The following is a 16,882-nucleotide window of genomic DNA, read 5'->3' on the forward strand; positions in this document are numbered from 1 at the left end:
ATGTCCGTTAGCGGACTAGGCTGATGCTATGAACGTGGAAGAGACGGATCTCCCGGGCCTCGGCAGGCGCAAAGATTTCATGACAGCCTCCGGCCGGAGGATCGGAGTGGTGGAACTCCGCGAAGGCCAGACAGAATTGTTCATTTCCACCTGGGACGATCCCGACACCTGCCAGGCCTCGATTCCGCTAACCGGCGATGAAGCCGCCACGCTGGGCAACCTGCTGGGCGGCCAGCACCTGGCCATGAAGCTCACCGAGGCGCACCGGGAAGTCCCGGGCATCGTCACCCGGCAGTTCTCCATCGCCCCGGATTCGCCCTTCCAGAACCAGCCCATGGGCAAGGCATGCATCCGCACCCGGTGCGGCGTTTCGATTGTGGCGATCATGCGGGAGGGTGAGGTGGTCCCCTCGCCCGGGCCCGACGTCGTCCTTCACTCCGGCGATCTCCTCGTCGCAGTCGGCACGCAAGAAGGCCTTGATTCAGCGGCCGATATCCTGCGCAACGGCTGAGCGTCATGGACCGCCTGGCCCTGACTCTCATCGAACTGGGGGCGGTCGTGTTCTGCCTCGGCCTGCTGGCCAGGCTGGCCGGCCGGATCGGAATGTCCCCCATCCCCCTATATCTGGTGGGCGGCCTGTGCTTCGGGGCCGGCGGCTTTGTGGAACTCAGCGGCATGAAGGAGTTCGCCCATCTGTCCGGCGAAATCGGCGTCATCCTGCTCCTACTTATGCTCGGTTTGGAATATACGGCCACTGAGCTCGTGACCGGACTGCGGAGGTCGTGGCAGGCCGGCGTCCTGGACCTGGTCCTGAACTTCCTCCCGGGCGCGGGCCTTGCCGTGCTGCTCGGCTGGGGCCTGGTGGGGGCCATGGTGATGGGCGGGGTCACGTATATTTCATCGTCCGGCATTGCGGCCAAGGTCATCACCGACCTTGGCCGTATCGGCAACAGGGAAACTCCCGTGATCCTCTCGATCCTGGTGTTCGAGGACCTGGCCATGGCGGTTTACCTGCCCATCCTCACCGCCACCCTTGCCGGCGTCAGTTTCCTGGGCGGCCTGCAGACCGTGGGCATTTCACTGGCCGTCGTCACGGTGGTGCTGCTGGTTGCGCTGCGGCACGGGCACCGTGTGTCGAAGGCCGTGCACAGCGAAAATTCCGAGGTTTTCCTGCTCAACCTGCTGGGCGCCGCGCTCCTGGTAGCCGGCGTGGCCGCGGCCCTGCAGGTCTCGGCAGCGGTGGGTGCGTTCATGCTCGGCATTGCGATTTCCGGAGCCACGGCGCACAGCGCGACCCAGATCCTTGAGCCATTGCGCGACCTGTTCGCGGCCATCTTCTTCGTGGCCTTCGGTCTCAACACCGATCCCGCGTCCATTCCGCCGGTGCTCGGCTGGGCGCTGGTCCTGGCCGTCATCACCGCCGCGACGAAGATCATCACTGGAGTCTGGGCGGCCAAACGGGTCGGGATTGCACGGCCCGGCCGGTTCCGTGCCGGTGCGGCACTGATTGCACGCGGCGAATTTTCGATCGTCATCGCAGGCCTGGCGGTGACCTCGGGGGTGGTTGAGGCGGAGTTGGCGGCCCTTGCCACGGCGTACGTCCTGCTCATGGCGATCCTCGGTCCGCTGGCCGCCCGCTACATCGAGCCTGTGGTCAAGAAGTTCACGCGGCGCGCGCGTCCGGAGCCGGTCCCGGCCTAAGCCCCGCTCATCGATGCGTGAGGTCCCGCGACTTACACAGAGCCTAAGTGCCGAGATCTCACCTCTCGATGCACCAACCCCTGCGGACCAGGGCGTCCAGGACCCGGTGCGCGCTGCCGTCAAAGCCCCACGCCTTCACGTGGGCCGCGGTCACCGTCACCGACGTCCAGCCGATCGCGGCTATCGACTCGTCCCGCCGGATATCCAGGTCCCGCTGGCGAGGTTCCAGGTGGTGCCGGCCATCGTAGTTCACCGCGACCTTGAACTCCGGGAAAGCCAAGTCCGGCCAGGCAAGCTCCCAGTCCGTGGAATCCGTGATCACGTAGCCCAGGGCAGGTTCAGGAAGTCCAAGCCTGCCGATGGCCAAGCGGAGTTTCGTCTCCGGCGCGGAGTCTGCCCCGGCGCGTGCCAGCTCAAGCGCGGTCTTTGCCTTCCGGATGCCCCGGGCACCACGGTTGCCTTCCACCTGGCTTCGGAGATCAGCCAACGAACAGAGAGCCAGACGGTTTCGACCGAAACTCCGGGATTGGCTGCAGATGAAGAAGTCCGCAGCGGCCACGAGGTCCTCTATGTCCAGGACCGAAGCCAGGTCGAGCCAGGTCCTCGCCGGACTGGTGAGGGGAACGCCGTCGAGCTTTGTGACGTCCTCGGCCCGCAGCTCCAGGCGGTGACCGGCTACTCCCTTCCGCACAGGCCGCGTTCCGCCATCCACCCGGGCCAGATGCACGCGAAGGTCATTCTGGATGTTCCATGGCAGCGGGCATCGGAGGAGCAAGCCCGCTGTGCCGAGGCAGCAAGCGGTTGACGGACAGATTCCCGTGAGTAGGCGGCAGGTGTGCAGGAGGCTCTGTTCTGCCGCCCACGGTACGCGCACGCCGCGGCTCGCCACACGGATATCGCTGCTCCATGCGCGGTGCGGCGCCACGCCGGCAGCAAGCTGCTCTGCCAATGTGAAGGACCTGCCCGCGAGCTCGTCGGGCAAGGGTCGCGGCTTCCTCATGGCCCATTCTGGGCACACTCAGACAGTCTCGTTCCGGTTATCCACAGTGGGGAGGAGGAGTGCCCCGGGCCGGCGCCTCATCGATGCGTGAGGTCTCGGGACTTACACGGAGCCTAAGTGCCGAGATCTCACGCCTCGGCCACAAGAAAGCCAGAAGCGGAGCTAGATGTCCGTGCGGTGGAAGTTCAGGTGGCTGCGGCTCGCCGTGGGTCCGCGCTGGCCCTGGTAGCGGTTGCCGTATTCGCCGGAACCGTAGGGGTGTTCCGCGGCGGAGGTCAGCCGGAAGAAGCAGAGCTGGCCGATTTTCATGCCGGGCCACAGCTTGATGGGCAGCGTGGCCATGTTGGACAGCTCCAGCGTGACGTGGCCGGAGAACCCGGGGTCGATGAAGCCGGCAGTGGAGTGCGTCAGCAGGCCCAGCCGGCCGAGCGAGGACTTGCCCTCGAGCCGGGCGGCGATGTCGTCCGGCAGCGTCACGGTCTCATACGTCGAGCCGAGCACGAACTCGCCGGGGTGCAGGATGAACGGTTCGCCCTCGTCCACTTCCACCAGGCGGGTCAGATCGGGCTGGTCTTCCGCGGGGTCGATGTGCGCGTACTTGTGGTTGTCGAACAGCCGGAAAAACCGGTCAATCCGGACGTCCACCGAGGACGGCTGCACCATCGCGGAGTCGTAAGGGTCCAGGACGATCCGTTCGGAATCAATTTCGGCACGAATGTCGCGGTCAGAGATCAGCACGCCTTCCAAAATAGCATTGCTGGCGCCCCCGCCTCCCATTAGTGTTGCCAGAACAATCCGGCCGACGGTCTCACGTCACACGGCCAAAATAGAGCTGGGGATATTTTGAAGAAGATTGCGGCCCACGCCGTCGTGGCGATCATGTGCGCCCTCGCACTGGCTGCTCCGGCAGCGGGAGGGCATCCGGCACCTGCATCAGCCGGAGCGCCGGCGGCGTCACTCACCTCCGGACCTTCCCCGGCCATGTCCGACGACGGCGGAGCGGCCGCCGCTTCTCCCTCACCGGGGCAGCCGCCCGCCTCAGCTCCCTCACCGGGGAGGCCGCTGGCCGATACGGCCAACACGGCCGGCTCGGGGGCCGACCCCGCCGGCTCCCCGGCCGCGCGCTCGTCCTCGGTCCTGTCCGCAACGGCAGCATCACCTTCCGCGGCAACGCAGCCAGCACCGTCCTCCCCACCGGCCAGCACAGAGACGCCGGCGGTCGACGCGGCAGGCGCGGTCGATGCAGCAGGCGCGGGCGCCGCCGGTATGCCTGAACCGGCATCCATCCCGCCGCTGTCAGCACCAGAGGGCGCCCTTCCCTCCCCGCCGACGGCAGCCCAGCCGGAACCAGCCCAGCCGGGGCCCACCGGATCGGCACCGCGGACGCTGGCTCTAGAGGCGCTGGTGCCGGAAAGCAACGCGGCCCAGGTCGCTGCCGTCTTCAACGCGATCAACACGTACCGGGCATCCCTGGGCCTCCCCGCCGTGAAGTACCACGCCACTGTCGCGGGCATGGCGCAGGAATGGTCGGACAGCATCGCCTCCCGCGAGGTCATCGAGCACCGGTCCAGCTTCTGGACCGATGCACGGGCGCTCAGTCCGAACAACGGCGCGGGTGAGGCCATCGCCGTCCGCTGGGACCGGGACGCCGCGCAACTGGTCGAGTGGTGGAAAGGCTCCCCCGCCCACAACGCCATCCTCACGGATCCGCGGTTCAACGTGGTGGGCATCGGCATCTCCTTTACCGACGGCAACTGGCAGACCACCCCGGGCCGCTACACCATGTGGGGCGTGGTGGACTTCTTCGGCTACAGCGCCCTTCCGTCCGGGACCACCGCCGGCCCGGGCGGCACCACCACGGTCCCGGTCCAGCCAGCCGACGTCTGCGAACCCCTGGTCAAGCACATGCCGCCGACCCTTGACCTGGCCACGGCGGCCATCAGGAGTGCCGGCGACCTGCTGTCCGTGGACGCTGCGGGCCAGTTGATCAACCGGCCGTCGCTCGGGAACGGGCTGTTTGGTCCGGCGGAAGTCGCCGGTTCGGGATTTGCCGCCGCCCAGGCCGTTTATGTCACGGACTGGGAGCGCGACGGCATCTTCGATGTGCTGGCGCAGTGGGCGGACGGCCGCCTGACGCTGCATTCGGGCTCGCTGGCAGGCGGTTTCCTGGCACCGGTTACGCTCGGCCAGTCCGGCTGGGCGGGACTGACGCTGGCAGTCGGCGGGTGGTGCTCGGCCAACCGGCTTCCCCAGCTCCTGGCCCTGGACTCCGCGGCAAACCTCTGGCTGTATCCAAACCGGGGCAGCGGCGACCTGGTTCAGCGCACGCTGATCGCGTCCGGCGTCTCGGCGACGCGCCTGGCGATGGTGGATTTCGACGGCGACGGTTTCCAGGATCTGCTGGCCCGCCAGGGCGACGGGAACGTTCTCCTGTACCGGGGATCCGGCACACCGTGGCCCACGGTCGAGGCCAGGGCCGCGGTGGCCAGCGGCTGGGGCGATGTGACCGCCATCCGCTCCCTGGCGGACGTCACGGGCGCCTATTCCGCCGGACTGGCCCTGCAGAGGACCGGCAGTTCCGTTCAGTACCTTGGCCTCAGCGGCGGCATCCTGAGCCCGCCGTCCGCGGTTCCAGGAATCTGGACCGGCCAGCGGCTCGCCCAGTAACCCCGGCCCCGCCGCGGAGTCCTAATCCGCCGTCGGACGCTCTTCGAGCACGGCCTTGAGCCGCTCGAGCTGGGCGACCCGCTCCTGCAGCCTCCGCTGGACGGCCGGCCGGCCGAGACCCCGGAGGCCTTTGAGCGGGGCTTCGAGGGCGAAGCGCACGCGCGTGCCGGCGCCCTCGGTGCTGAGGTAGAACCCGCCGCTCGGCAACGAGGGGCCGGCCACCACCTGGAACCTGATTTCGGCCCCCGGCCGTGCGTGTGAGATCTCAAAGTCCGCCGCGACCGGACGGCCCCGCGGCCCCGTGAGTGTCACCTGATACCGGGCGCCGGCGCTCCCCGCGCTGCCCGAACTCAGGCTGATGCTGCGGATACCCGGCTGCCAGGCCGCGAGGTTCAGCCCGTTCAGCAGGAAGATGTAGACCGTCATCGCATCGCGCTGCACGAGGACCTCGTGTTCTGCAAATGCCATCGGATCCTTTTTCCAGCGTCGGGCGGTTCTCGTAGCCCGTATCCCCGTTCCGCGGCTAACTGGACTCAGGATAGCCAGCGGCATGAAGCCGCGGGGAAAGCTGACCGGGCCTTTACCGAAGAGTTACGGGAGACAGCCAGCGGGGCCTGCCCGGAGGACGCGCGAAGGGCACGGACCGCCGGTGACCTGGCCTGCCACGCAACTGCGCTAAGCTAGGTTTTGCGCCGGCGAAATCCGGGGCACTGCGGCTGTAGCTCAATGGTAGAGCGCTAGCTTCCCAAGCTCGACACGCGGGTTCGATTCCCGTCAGCCGCTCCATTTTCCCCGGCCCGCCGCCCGGGAAGTTCGGCGCCAGGCCCGCCCACTTCCCCGGGGCCCATTAGGCAGCTACCTGTATGGTCAGAAGTCAGGAACCTCTTCGGTTCCGCTACAGGAGCAACCATGGCTGACAAGTCCCCCCGTCAAGCAGCATCCAAAAAATCCGGCAAATCCATCAAGGAAAAGCGCGCCGACAAGAGAGCCGCCACAGCACCGGCCAGCTCACTGGACAAGACCAGCGCTAAGCCGGTGGCGGCAAAGAAGAAGTGACCGGCTCGCCGAACCATCTCACCCTCGGGGTTGTCTCGTCGTCGCGAAAACCGGATGAACGCCGCCTGCCCCTGCACCCCCTGCACCTTGAGCGCATCGCCCCGGAGTTGCGCCAGCGCATGATCCTGGAGCACGGCTACGGCGAACGCTTCGGCTTTTCCGACGCCCAGCTCGCCCCGCTGGTGGGCAGCCTGGCCAGCCGCGACGAACTGGTGGCGAAGGCCGACGTCGTCCTGCTGCCCAAACCGCAGCCGCAGGACCTCGCGGAACTGCGCGACGGCCAGGTCCTCTGGGGCTGGCCGCACTGCGTCCAGGACCGCGCCATCACCCAGCTGGCCATCGACAAGAAGCTGACACTGATCGCCTTCGAGGCGATGAACCACTGGGCCAGCGACGGCGGCTTCGGCCTGCACGTGTTCCACAAGAACAACGAACTCGCAGGCTACTGCTCGGTGATCCACGCCCTGGCCCTCACCGGGTCCACCGGCGATTACGGCCGGCGGCTCAGCGCCGTCGTCATCGGTTTCGGGGCCACGGCCCGCGGCGCGGTCACGGCCCTGAACGCGCACGGCATCCATGACGTGCAGGTGCTGACCAACCGCGGGGTTGCCGCGGTTGGCTCCCCCATCCACTCGGTGCGGATCGCGCAGTTCGACCACGACGACAAGGCGCCGTTCCTCAGCCAGGTCATCACCGAACGCGGCCGCGTCCCGCTGGCCCCGTTCCTGGCCGAAAGCGACATTGTGGTCAACTGCACCCTGCAGGACCCCAACAATCCGCTGACGTACCTGCGCACGGAGGACCTGGGCGCATTCCGGCCCGGCAGCCTGATCGTGGACGTCTCCTGCGACGAGGGCATGGGGTTCAGCTGGGCCAGGACCACCACCTTCGCCGAGCCGATGTTCACCGTGGGCGACCACATCGACTACTACGCGGTGGACCACAGCCCGTCGTACCTGTGGAACTCCTCCAGCTGGGAAATCAGCGAGGCTCTCCTGCCGTTCCTGGAGACCGTCATGTCCGGTCCCGCCGCGTGGGAGGACAACGACACCATTGCCCGCGCCATCGAAATCCGCGACGGCGCTGTCATCAACAAGGACGTTCTGGAGTTCCAGCACCGGGCGGCTGACTACCCGCACGAGGCGCTGCCGGAAAGCTAAGGCTTAGGCGGCCCGCTGCACCACACGCAGCAGGCGGCGGTCCCGGAAGTCCACCTTGAGCTTCAGCTCACCCTTGCGGGCGAGGACGACGGCGACCGTCGCAGCCGCGAGCACCGGCACCCCGCCTGCCACCAGCAGGGCGGTGTGCGGATCCAGGTGCTCGGCAATGGACCCGATCATGGGTCCGCCGATCGCCTGGCCGCCGATCAGCACCATGATGTAAAGGCTCATCACCCGGCCGCGGATCCCCATGTTGGAGCTGATCTGGACCAGCTGGTTGGACGCCGTGAGGAACATCAGGCACCAGAAACCTGAGAGCACCATCGCGGTGCCGAACCAGGCCAGGGACGGCGCCAAGGCGGACAGGCACAGCATGAGCCCGTACATCCCGGCGCCGAGGACCACCGACCGCAGCCTCAGCTGGCGGCGCCGCGTGGAGGCGACCGCGCCGGCCAGCGCGCCCAGTGCCACGAGCGCGTTCAGCATCCCGTAGCCGCCGGCACCGATGCCGTAGACGCGGTCCGCAAACGCGGCGAGCAGCACCGGCAGGCTCATGGCGAACACCGCGATGAACCCTGCCATCAGCCACGGCCAGTAGATGGTGGGCTTGCTGAGCGCGTACCGCAGCCCCTCGCGCAGCATGCCCTTCCGCTTCGGCGCCGGGGCGCTGACAAACAGCTGGTCCTTCCGCAGAAGCAGCAGCATGGACACCGTGGAGCAGCAGGCCACCGCGTTGGCGGCGAAGGCCCAGCCGGCCCCGACCGCGGTGAGCAGCACTCCGGCGAGTGCCGGGCCGATGAGTCCGCCGAGCTGGAACGTCGTGGAGTTCACGCTGATGGCATTGCGCAGGTACTGCGGCCCCACGAGCTCATGGACGAACACCTGCCGCGCAGGCTGGTCCAGCACCGTGACCAGTCCCAGGACAAACGCGATGACGTACACGTGCCAGACCTCGATCACGCCGCCGAGCGCGAGTACAGCAAGGGTGGCCGCCAGGACGGCGGCGACGGACTGGCAGATGATCAGGATCTTGCGTTTCGCGAACCGGTCCGCCACTATCCCGCCCCACGGGCCGAGCACCAGCGACGGCATGAACTGCAGGGCCACGGTGATGCCGACGGCGGTGACGGATCCGGAGAGCTGCAGCACCAGCCAGTCCTGGGCGATGCGCTGCATCCAGATGGCGATGACGGCCACGAAATGGCCAATCGCGAAGATCCGGAAGTTGGGGACTCGGAGGGAAATGAAGGTGTGGCGCCACGGAAGGCGTTCACTGACGACGGCGACGGGCTGGGTGACGGTGGCCGTTGACGGCGGTGGGGGTGTCACAGGAGTTCCTCAGGAGAGCGGGTCGGCGGGGATGCCTCTAACGCTAGGGCTGCGGGGAACGATCATGTAAGACTATTGGTCGTATAACTAGCATTGCGGATCGTAATGTCGGCCCCGCAGCCATCTTCTGCTCGGGGCGCAACCCAGGAGGACGCATGTTCGAACCGGCGCAGCTCCGATCGTTCCTCGCCGTCGCCGAAACGCTGAGCTTCACCAAGGCCGCGGACCGGCTGGGTCTCGCCCAGCCGACCGTCAGCCAGCATGTGCGCAAACTCGAAACGGCGGCCAAGCGGATGCTGATCACCCGCGATACGAGGGACGTCCGGCTGACGGACAACGGCGACGCGATGGCCGGGTTCGCCCGCAGCATCCTCGCGGCCCACGACGCCGCCGCGCGGTACTTCTCCGGTTCGGCCATGCGCGGCCGGCTGCGGTTCGGCACCGCGGACGACCTGGCCATCACGGGACTTCCGCGCATCCTGCGGGAGTTCCGGCAGATCTATCCGCAGATCAACCTGGAGCTGACGGTCGGCCAGAGCGACCAGCTGTACAAGAGACTCAACTCCGGTCAGCTGGACCTGGTCTTCGTCAAATGGGTGGCCGGGGCCAAGGACGGCACGGTAGTCCAGCATGATTCGTTTTCCTGGGTGGGACTCGAGCAGACCACCCTGGAGCCCGGCCAACCGGTTCCGCTGATCGCCTACCCGTCGCCCAGCCTGAGCCGGAAACTCGCCATCGACGCCCTCGAATCCGTGGGCCGGACCTGGCGCATCACGTGCACCACCAAGCAGATCAGCGGCGTACTGGCGGCCGTCCGCGCGGGCATCGGAGTGGCGGTCATGCCCTCATCGCTGGTGCCCGAAGACCTGAAAATCATCACGCGCCGTTTCGAGCTGCCGCCGGTGGGGGACGTCGATTTCACCCTGATTCGGAACCCGCTGGCCAACGCCGAGGTCATCGATGCACTGACCCAGGCCATCATGGGAAGGACGCTCAAGAAGCCGGTTTGAGCCGCGCCAGTCCGGGGTGCGGACGAAAAATCATTGATAACCGTTCGCAGCGGGCCTATGCTGGCTCTGTTGGAGGTCATGAAGCGGCTGATAACAATAAGGTTTCGATGACGAACTTGCCAGGCAACGACGCCCGCACTGTTCGGGATAGGTACGCCGTGACCACAGCCGCAAACCACCGCCACATCCCGCACCACTCTACGACCCACCACCCTATGACGCGCCACTCTATGACCGTCGACACGGAATATGTCGGCAAGCCCAACTGCGAAAAGTGCGGAACAGACGAGTTCGTTTACCTCGAGTCGTTCATTCCGCCGAAGTACCGCCATGACGGCACCGTCAGGACGCTGGGCGAAGTCGCCTACACCTGCACACGGTGCGAGGACTTTTCCGCTCACAGCGTCCCCGCGTCCTGGGCTCCGCCCGGCTGGTACCTGGGCTAAAACTGCACGATTAAGCTGCACGAGCACATTCCGCCAGCAAACTAACGGGCGGGCACCGGATGGTGCCCGCCCATTGTTCTGCCCGCCTTAGGCCCGCATGGAGGCTAGATCAGCGAATCGGACAGGTGGTTAGGCGTTCCGAAGCGGTGCGCGGTGATGCTGACGGCCTGCTCGTGCAGGAACGGAAGCATCTCGATGCGGCCAGCCTCCGTGACCTGGTGCGCGTAGATGGCCAGGTCCGGGCGGCCGCCCGTTGCCTCGGCCAGCGCCGCCGCCGAACCGCCAATCAGGCGGATGCGGGCGCCGGACAGTTTGCCGGCAGCCGCGAGCCTGCCCGCGGAGGCCAGCCACGCGGCATCGTCCTCCGCCGTGACGGCGATGTCCAGGCCGGTCAGCACCGCCCGCAACTGCGCCGGGAGTTCGACGCCGGTGGAGACCGTCAGCCGCGATCCGGCAAGCACGCCGGCGGCTACTGTCCGGACGAGCGCCGGGAGCTGTTCGCCGTCGGACAGCCGGACGGTGACCGGCAGGGCACGGTACCGGAAGACGTTCCGCTCGGCGGCCAAGCCGGAGACGTCCTTGGCGGCGCCGAACTCGTCCGCCCAGGCCAGGGCGTCGGAGCCCAGCGCCCGCTGCAGCTTGTCCAGCTCTGCGGCGTCGAACTCGCCGTTTACGGCATTCACGAGGCGCCGCACGCCGGGGCTGGAGATGCGCGCCGTTGAGCCCTGCGTGCTTTCCTTGCTGGTCCAGTCGCCGAGGCCGGCGAGGTAGTTGGGGCCGCCCGCCTTGGTACCGGCGCCGACTGCGGACTTCTTCCAGCCGCCGAAGGGCTGGCGCTGCACGATGGCCCCGGTGATGCCGCGGTTGACGTAGAGGTTTCCGGCCTGGATGGTGTCCAGCCACAGGCCGAGCTCGTCCGCGCTGAGGGAGTGCAGGCCGGCGGTGAGGCCGTATTCGATCTGGTTCTGGATGGCGATGGCTTCCTCGAGGGTTTCCGCCGTCATGACGCCCAGGACCGGGCCGAAGAATTCGGTCAGGTGGAAGTAGGACCCGCGCCGCACGCCGTGGCGGACGCCGGGGCTCCACAGCCGGCCGGTGCCATCCAGCTTCCGCGGTTCGACGGCCCAGTTCTCGCCTTCACCGAGCGTCGTGAGGGCATTGAGCAGCTTGCCGCTCGCGGGTTCGATGATCGGGCCCATCTGGCTCGTGGGGTCTTCCGGGTAGCCCACTTTGAGGGACGTCACGGCGTCGATCAGCTGGTTGTGGAACCGCTTGGACTTGGCAACGGAGCCCACCAGGATCACGAGCGACGCGGCCGAGCACTTCTGCCCGGCGTGCCCGAACGCGGAGTAGGCCACGTCCTTGGCTGCCAGGTCCAGGTCCGCGCTGGGGGTAACGATGATGGCGTTCTTGCCGCTGGTCTCGGCCAGGAGCGGAAGGTCCTTGCGGAAGGACCGGAACAGCTCAGCTGTCTCGTAGCCGCCGGTGAGGATCACGCGGTCAACGGACGGGTGCGAGATCAGCTGCTGGCCGAGCTCACGTTCGCCCAGCTGCACCATGGTCAGCACGTCGCGGGGCACGCCGGCCTCCCACAGCGCCTCGATCATCACGGCACCGCTGCGGCGTGCCTGCTTGGCGGGCTTGATGACGACGGCGGAGCCGGCGGCGAGCGCCGCGAGGGTGGAACCGGCGGGGATGGCCACCGGGAAGTTCCACGGCGGGGTCACCACGGTGAGCTTCGCCGGAACGAACGTGGCGCCGTCGACGTCGTCGAGCTTGCGTGCCGACTCGGCGTAGTAGTGGGCGAAGTCCACAGCCTCGCTGATCTCGGGGTCGCCCTGGTCGATGGTCTTGCCGGTCTCGCTGGCCATGACCTCAAGCAGGTCCGCACGGCGGGCCTCGAGGGTTTCGCCGGCGCGGTGCAGGATCTCGGCGCGCTCGGAGCCGGAGAGTGCGCCCCACGCCTTGCCCTTTTCGACGGCGGTTTCGATCACCGTGTTAAGGGTGGCTGCGTCCGAGATTGTGGCGGCCTCCACGGCGGCGTTGCCGAGCGTGGACGTTGCGACGCGGCCCAGGATGGCGCGGCCCCAGTCGCGGTTGGCGGGCAGGGACGGGTCCGTGTCCGGGGTGTTCCGGAAACCGTCGTGCGGCATGGGCTCTGCCGGGAGGCTGCGGTTCTGCCGGCGGCTGGGCCCCGGAACCTCGTCGTCGAGTTCTGCCAGGGAGGAAAGGAAGCGCTGCTTTTCGCGCTCGAACAGTGCCTCGTTCTCGCTGAGTTCAAAGACTGCGGACATGAAGTTTTCCTGGCTGGCGCCCTCTTCGAGGCGGCGGATCAGGTACGCGATGGCGACGTCGAACTCTGCCGGGTGCACCACGGGGGTGTAGAGCAGCAGCGAGCCGACGTCCTTCTTGACGGCTTCGGCCTGGCCCTGTGCCATGCCGAGGAGCATCTCGAACTCGATGCCGGATTCCACGCCGCGCTGCTTGGCGAGCAGCCAGGCGAATGCGATGTCAAAGAGGTTGTGGCCGGCCACGCCGATCCGGATGTTCCGGATCCGCTCCGGGTGCAGCGAGTAGTTGATGACCCGCTTGTAGTTGGTGTCCGAGTCCTGCTTGGTGCCCCACGTGGCCAGCGGCCAGTCGTGCAGCGAGGATTCCACCTGTTCCATGGGCAGGTTGGCGCCTTTGACCACGCGGACCTTGATGGCGGCTCCCCCGTTGGCCCGGCGCGCGGCGGCCCAGTCCTGCAGGCGGATCATGGCGGACAGGGCGTCCGGGAGGTAGGCCTGGAGCACGATGCCGGCCTCGAGGTTCTTGAACTCCGGCTTGTCCAGGATCCTGGTGAAGACCGCGATGGTCATGTCCAGGTCCTTGTACTCCTCCATGTCCAGGTTGATGAACTTGGCCTTCTGCCCGCCGGCGGCAAAGGAGGCGGCGCGGGCGAACAGCGGGGTGAGCTTTTCGACGACGTGCTCCACGGCTTCGTCGAAGGCCCAGGCCGAGTGCGGCGCCACGGTAGAGGAGACCTTGATGGACACGTAGTCCACATCCGGGCGGGCCAGCAGCGTGTGGGTGCCCTCGAGCCGGCGGGACGCCTCGTGCTCGCCGAGGACTGCCTCGCCGAGGAGGTTCACATTGAGCTTGATGCCGTCTTTGCGGATCTTGGCGATGGCCGGGCCCAACTTGGCGTCGGTGGCATCGACAATGAGGTGGCCCACCATTTCACGGAGGACGCGGCGGGCGATCGGGATGACCACCTGCGGCAGGACCGGGGCCATGGTGCCGCCGAGCCGGACGGCGCTGCGCATGTGCCACGGCAGGAAGGCGGGAACCTTCGGGGCAAGGGCAGCGAGGTTGCGGGCGGCCACGTGCAGGTCTTCCGGACGGACCACGCCGTCCACGAAACCGACAGTGAACTCCAGGCCGTTCGGGTCCTTGAGGACGCCGGCGAGCTGCTCAGCGGAGGCGTCCACCGGGACCTTGGCGGCCTCGGTCAGCCAGCGGCGCACGAGTGCGATGGCTTCGCCGGACAGGGCCGTAGCCTCGGCGACGTCGGAGACTGCCGGGCGGGGAGCCACGGCGCCGGTCTCAGCGGCATCCTTGCCTGAAACGCGGTGATCCGTTGCGGTGTTGGTCATAGCTTTACTCGTTCTTTCACTGGTGGGGACCGTCTCACTCATCAGTATGAGCCTGCAGTAACATAAGATAAAGCGATCTTTTCTGAGCAATACAGGTTAGAAAAACCGAACACTCAAATTCCCGCCCGAACGTTCGGAAAATCGGGCAAAGTCCCCCTTAAACACCATCGCCACCCGGCGGAAACCGGGTGGCGATGGCTGGCAGTGAAGACGACGGCGATGCCGCCCAGGGAGTGGCATCGGGCCTGTCGGAGCCGGACGGAGGTGGCATCGCCGTCGTCGAGAGTGCGCAACTCATTTAGACAGCAGCTGGTTACACGGGGGTGTGCATCTCCACGGCCTCTTCATGCCGCGGGCTGTTCGGGTTCATCAGCGAGTGTTTGCGTCCGTAGCCGAAGTAGATGGCCAGGCCGATGACCAGCCAGATGGCGAACCGCACCCAGGTGGCGAAGGGAAGTTGGGTCATGAGGAAGCCGGAGGACAGGATGCCGAAGGCCGGCACCAACGGCATCAGCGGGAGCCGGAAGGTACGCGGGGCGTCGGGCTTCTTGTAGCGGAAGATGATGACCGAGAGGCAGACGACGACGAACGCGGCCAGGATGCCGATGTTGGTCAGGTCCGCGACCTCCTTAATGGGGAAGACTCCCGCCAGGAAAGCTGAAGTGATGCCGGCGATCCAGGTGACGCGCTGCGGCGTGCCGTGCCGGTCCGTTTTCGCGAACCAGCCCGGGAGCAGGCCGTCGCGGCTCATTGAGAACCAGACGCGGGTGACACCCAGGAGGAACGTCAGCATCACCGTGAGGATGGAAAGGACCGCAAAAACGGAAATGATGGTGGCGATCACGGGCAGCCCTACCGAGGTGAAGGCGGATGCGAACCCGGCCTTAGGGTCGATGTCCTGGTAATTCTGCATCCCGGTCAGCACCAAAGTGGCAGCCACGTAAAGGAGCATGGCCACAATGAGGGAGAGGATGATGGCCTTGGGCATGTGCTTCTTGCCGTCGGTAGCCTCTTCCGCCGCGGTGCTCATGGCGTCGTAGCCGAACACGGCGAAGAACACGGTGGCCGAACCTGCCACCACGGGGCCGAAGCCGCTCGGCATGAACGGATTGTAGTTGTTGGTGTCGACGTAGAAGATGCCCAATCCGATGATGAAAATGATCAGGACCACCTTGATGGCCACGGCCACGAGTTCAAACCGGCCGAACGCCTTGGTGCCGCGGGACAGGATCCAGGTCACGATAAGGCAGACGATGATCGCGGGAATGTTGACGATTCCGCCCTTGCCCTCGTCCACCGTGGACGTCATCCAGGCGGGCATATGGATCCCGATTCCGGACAAGAAGGCGTCGAAGTAGCCGGAGATGCCGATGGCCACCACCGCCACAATGGCAATGTACTCCAGAAGAAGGTCCCAGCCGATGAACCAGCCAATGACCTCCCCAAGGGCGACGTATCCGTACGTATAGGCCGAGCCTGCGCGCGGGATCATGCCGGCAAATTCGGCATAGGAGAGCGCGGCGGCCGCCGACGCCAGGCCGGCGATCAGGAAGGAAAACAGTACGGCCGGCCCGACGCCGGGGGTGTCCTCGCTGCCGTGGGCCACGAGCCCGGCCAACGAAAAGATGCCGACACCGATAATGCCGCCGACGCCGATGGCCGTGAGCTGCCACAGCCCAAGGGACTTGAACAGCCCGCTGTGTTTGTTCTCTACTTCGATGTCATCAATGGGCTTGCGCCGCATCACAGACTGGGTGGGATCTTTAATGGTCATCAGGGACTCCTGCTTAGATGCGGCCCCATCATCCGCCCTGTGATGGGGGTAACTCTGATCAGTATGCAAGCAACATTGCATTAGATAAAGTGAATACTTCTGAATAGTATTCGTCAGTTCATCCACTCATTCGCTTTACCCAAAGGAACAGCCAGTGCTCGATGTCCGCCGCCTGAGACTGCTCCGCGAGCTGAAGATCCGGGGCACGCTCGCCGAGGTGGCCGCAGCCCTGCAGTACAGTCCGTCCTCAGTTTCCCAGCAATTGGCCCTTCTTGAGAAGGAAGTGGGGGTCGAATTGCTCAGGAAAACCGGGCGCAGGGTTCAGCTGACTCCCCAGGCCGAGGTCCTCGTGGCCCATACCGCGCAGCTTCTCGAGACGCTCGAGCAGGCCGAGGCGGATCTGGCTGCGTCACTCACCACGGTCTCGGGCACGGTCCGGATCGCAGTTTTCCAGTCCGCGGCCCTGGCGCTCATGCCGGACACCCTCACCCGGATGACGGGCACCTACCCGGAGGTCCGGATCGAAATGATTCAGCGCGAGCCGGAAACGGCCCTGCACGAGACGTGGGCGCGGGACTTCGACCTCGTTATTGCAGAGCAGTATCCGGGCCACGCGGCGCCCCGCTATCCGGAACTGGACCGCGTCCGCCTGACGAGTGATGCCATCCGGCTCGCGGTGCCGCCGGAGGCGGAGGGCAGGGCCAAGGTCACGTCCCTCGCGGACACAGCGGAGATGCCGTGGGTCATGGAGCCGCGCGGCGCAGCCTCCCGCCACTGGGCCGAACAGGCGTGCAGGAGCGCCGGCTTCGAACCGGACGTGCGCTTCGAAACGGCAGACCTCCAGGCCCAGATCCGCCTGATCGAGTCGGGAAATGCCGTCGCGCTGATGCCGGACCTCGTGTGGACCGGCCGCGGCACCACCGCCCAGCTGATGGAGCTACCGGGAAAACCCCGCCGGACGGTCTTCACCTCGGTACGCCGGTCCAGCGCACAGCGGCCAGCCATCCTCGCCGCACGCGAGATCCTCGCGGCGACAGCCGCCTCCATCGCGGCCGCCCAGGAAGAATCGGACGCGGGAGCAGGGTAGCGGCCGGAGTGTTC

14 protein-coding genes and 1 tRNA gene are annotated in these 16,882 nt (G+C 66.7%); 9 read left to right on the forward strand and 6 right to left on the reverse strand.

Annotated elements, in window-relative coordinates:
- Nucleotides 1–28 precede the first annotated feature (28 nt).
- Together ABFP37_RS15470 and ABFP37_RS15475 are read left to right on the forward strand one after the other, a co-directional pair.
- On the forward strand, nucleotides 29–511 hold the full coding sequence (locus ABFP37_RS15470) for a cation:proton antiporter regulatory subunit (RefSeq protein ID WP_078026932.1): 483 nt from the start codon (nucleotides 29–31) through the stop codon (nucleotides 509–511).
- Between the two features lie 5 nt (nucleotides 512–516).
- Complete coding sequence (locus tag ABFP37_RS15475) at nucleotides 517–1,701, forward strand: cation:proton antiporter (protein WP_078026931.1); 1,185 nt, start codon at nucleotides 517–519, stop codon at nucleotides 1,699–1,701.
- Between the two features lie 58 nt (nucleotides 1,702–1,759).
- On the opposite strand, the gene ABFP37_RS15480 is transcribed toward ABFP37_RS15475, so the two are convergent.
- Together ABFP37_RS15480 and dcd are read right to left on the reverse strand one after the other, a co-directional pair.
- A complete protein-coding gene (locus tag ABFP37_RS15480; protein ID WP_347034087.1) occupies nucleotides 1,760–2,392 on the reverse strand; it encodes a hypothetical protein in 633 nt (210 codons plus the stop codon).
- 471 nt (nucleotides 2,393–2,863) lie between these two features.
- Nucleotides 2,864–3,439 (reverse strand): dCTP deaminase, encoded by a 576-nt coding sequence (dcd, locus tag ABFP37_RS15485; RefSeq protein ID WP_078027092.1) that lies wholly within the window; start codon nucleotides 3,437–3,439, stop codon nucleotides 2,864–2,866.
- Between the two features lie 105 nt (nucleotides 3,440–3,544).
- Here dcd and ABFP37_RS15490 point away from each other — a divergent pair, with 105 nt between their 5' ends.
- Nucleotides 3,545–5,368 (forward strand): CAP domain-containing protein, encoded by a 1,824-nt coding sequence (locus tag ABFP37_RS15490; RefSeq protein ID WP_347034088.1) that lies wholly within the window; start codon nucleotides 3,545–3,547, stop codon nucleotides 5,366–5,368.
- Nucleotides 5,369–5,389: 21 nt separating this feature from the next.
- Here the strand turns inward: ABFP37_RS15490 and ABFP37_RS15495 are convergent, their stop codons facing one another.
- Entirely contained in the window at nucleotides 5,390–5,836 is a 447-nt protein-coding gene (locus ABFP37_RS15495; RefSeq protein ID WP_078026930.1) for an SRPBCC family protein, read from the reverse strand.
- Between the two features lie 244 nt (nucleotides 5,837–6,080).
- Between ABFP37_RS15495 and ABFP37_RS15500 the strand changes: the two genes are divergently transcribed.
- From ABFP37_RS15500 to ABFP37_RS15510, 3 genes are all read left to right on the forward strand, one after another.
- Nucleotides 6,081–6,154 (forward strand) — tRNA-Gly (locus ABFP37_RS15500).
- A 123-nt stretch (nucleotides 6,155–6,277) separates the two neighbouring features.
- Nucleotides 6,278–6,424, forward strand: coding sequence for a hypothetical protein (locus ABFP37_RS15505; protein WP_185982369.1), 147 nt, complete (start codon nucleotides 6,278–6,280; stop codon nucleotides 6,422–6,424).
- Nucleotides 6,421–7,584, forward strand: coding sequence for a N(5)-(carboxyethyl)ornithine synthase (locus ABFP37_RS15510; protein WP_078026929.1), 1,164 nt, complete (start codon nucleotides 6,421–6,423; stop codon nucleotides 7,582–7,584). Before ABFP37_RS15505 ends, ABFP37_RS15510 begins: the two co-directional genes overlap by 4 nt.
- Nucleotides 7,585–7,587: 3 nt before the next feature.
- Here the strand turns inward: ABFP37_RS15510 and ABFP37_RS15515 are convergent, their stop codons facing one another.
- Nucleotides 7,588–8,913, reverse strand: a complete 1,326-nt coding sequence (locus ABFP37_RS15515; RefSeq protein WP_347034089.1) for an MFS transporter — start codon at nucleotides 8,911–8,913, stop codon at nucleotides 7,588–7,590.
- A 155-nt stretch (nucleotides 8,914–9,068) separates the two neighbouring features.
- Here ABFP37_RS15515 and ABFP37_RS15520 point away from each other — a divergent pair, with 155 nt between their 5' ends.
- Nucleotides 9,069–9,923: a LysR substrate-binding domain-containing protein gene (locus ABFP37_RS15520; RefSeq protein WP_078026927.1), complete on the forward strand. Its 855-nt coding sequence runs from the start codon at nucleotides 9,069–9,071 to the stop codon at nucleotides 9,921–9,923.
- Between the two features lie 107 nt (nucleotides 9,924–10,030).
- Nucleotides 10,031–10,369, forward strand: coding sequence for a hypothetical protein (locus ABFP37_RS15525; RefSeq protein ID WP_347034090.1), 339 nt, complete (start codon nucleotides 10,031–10,033; stop codon nucleotides 10,367–10,369).
- Nucleotides 10,370–10,473: 104 nt separating this feature from the next.
- On the opposite strand, the gene ABFP37_RS15530 is transcribed toward ABFP37_RS15525, so the two are convergent.
- Both ABFP37_RS15530 and ABFP37_RS15535 read right to left on the reverse strand, forming a co-directional pair.
- Nucleotides 10,474–14,007 carry a bifunctional proline dehydrogenase/L-glutamate gamma-semialdehyde dehydrogenase gene (locus ABFP37_RS15530; RefSeq protein ID WP_347034091.1) on the reverse strand — a complete coding sequence of 1,178 codons (3,534 nt, stop codon included), beginning with the start codon at nucleotides 14,005–14,007 and terminating at the stop codon, nucleotides 10,474–10,476.
- A 313-nt stretch (nucleotides 14,008–14,320) separates the two neighbouring features.
- Entirely contained in the window at nucleotides 14,321–15,781 is a 1,461-nt protein-coding gene (locus tag ABFP37_RS15535) for an amino acid permease (RefSeq protein ID WP_078026925.1), read from the reverse strand.
- 154 nt (nucleotides 15,782–15,935) lie between these two features.
- Between ABFP37_RS15535 and ABFP37_RS15540 the strand changes: the two genes are divergently transcribed.
- A complete protein-coding gene (locus tag ABFP37_RS15540) occupies nucleotides 15,936–16,868 on the forward strand; it encodes a LysR substrate-binding domain-containing protein (RefSeq protein WP_078026924.1) in 933 nt (310 codons plus the stop codon).
- The last annotated feature ends 14 nt before the right edge of the window (nucleotides 16,869–16,882 follow it).

Origin of the sequence: Burkholderia sp. RS01 (assembly GCF_039748055.1) — a bacterium.
Taxonomy (GTDB): Bacteria; Actinomycetota; Actinomycetes; order Actinomycetales; family Micrococcaceae; genus Arthrobacter.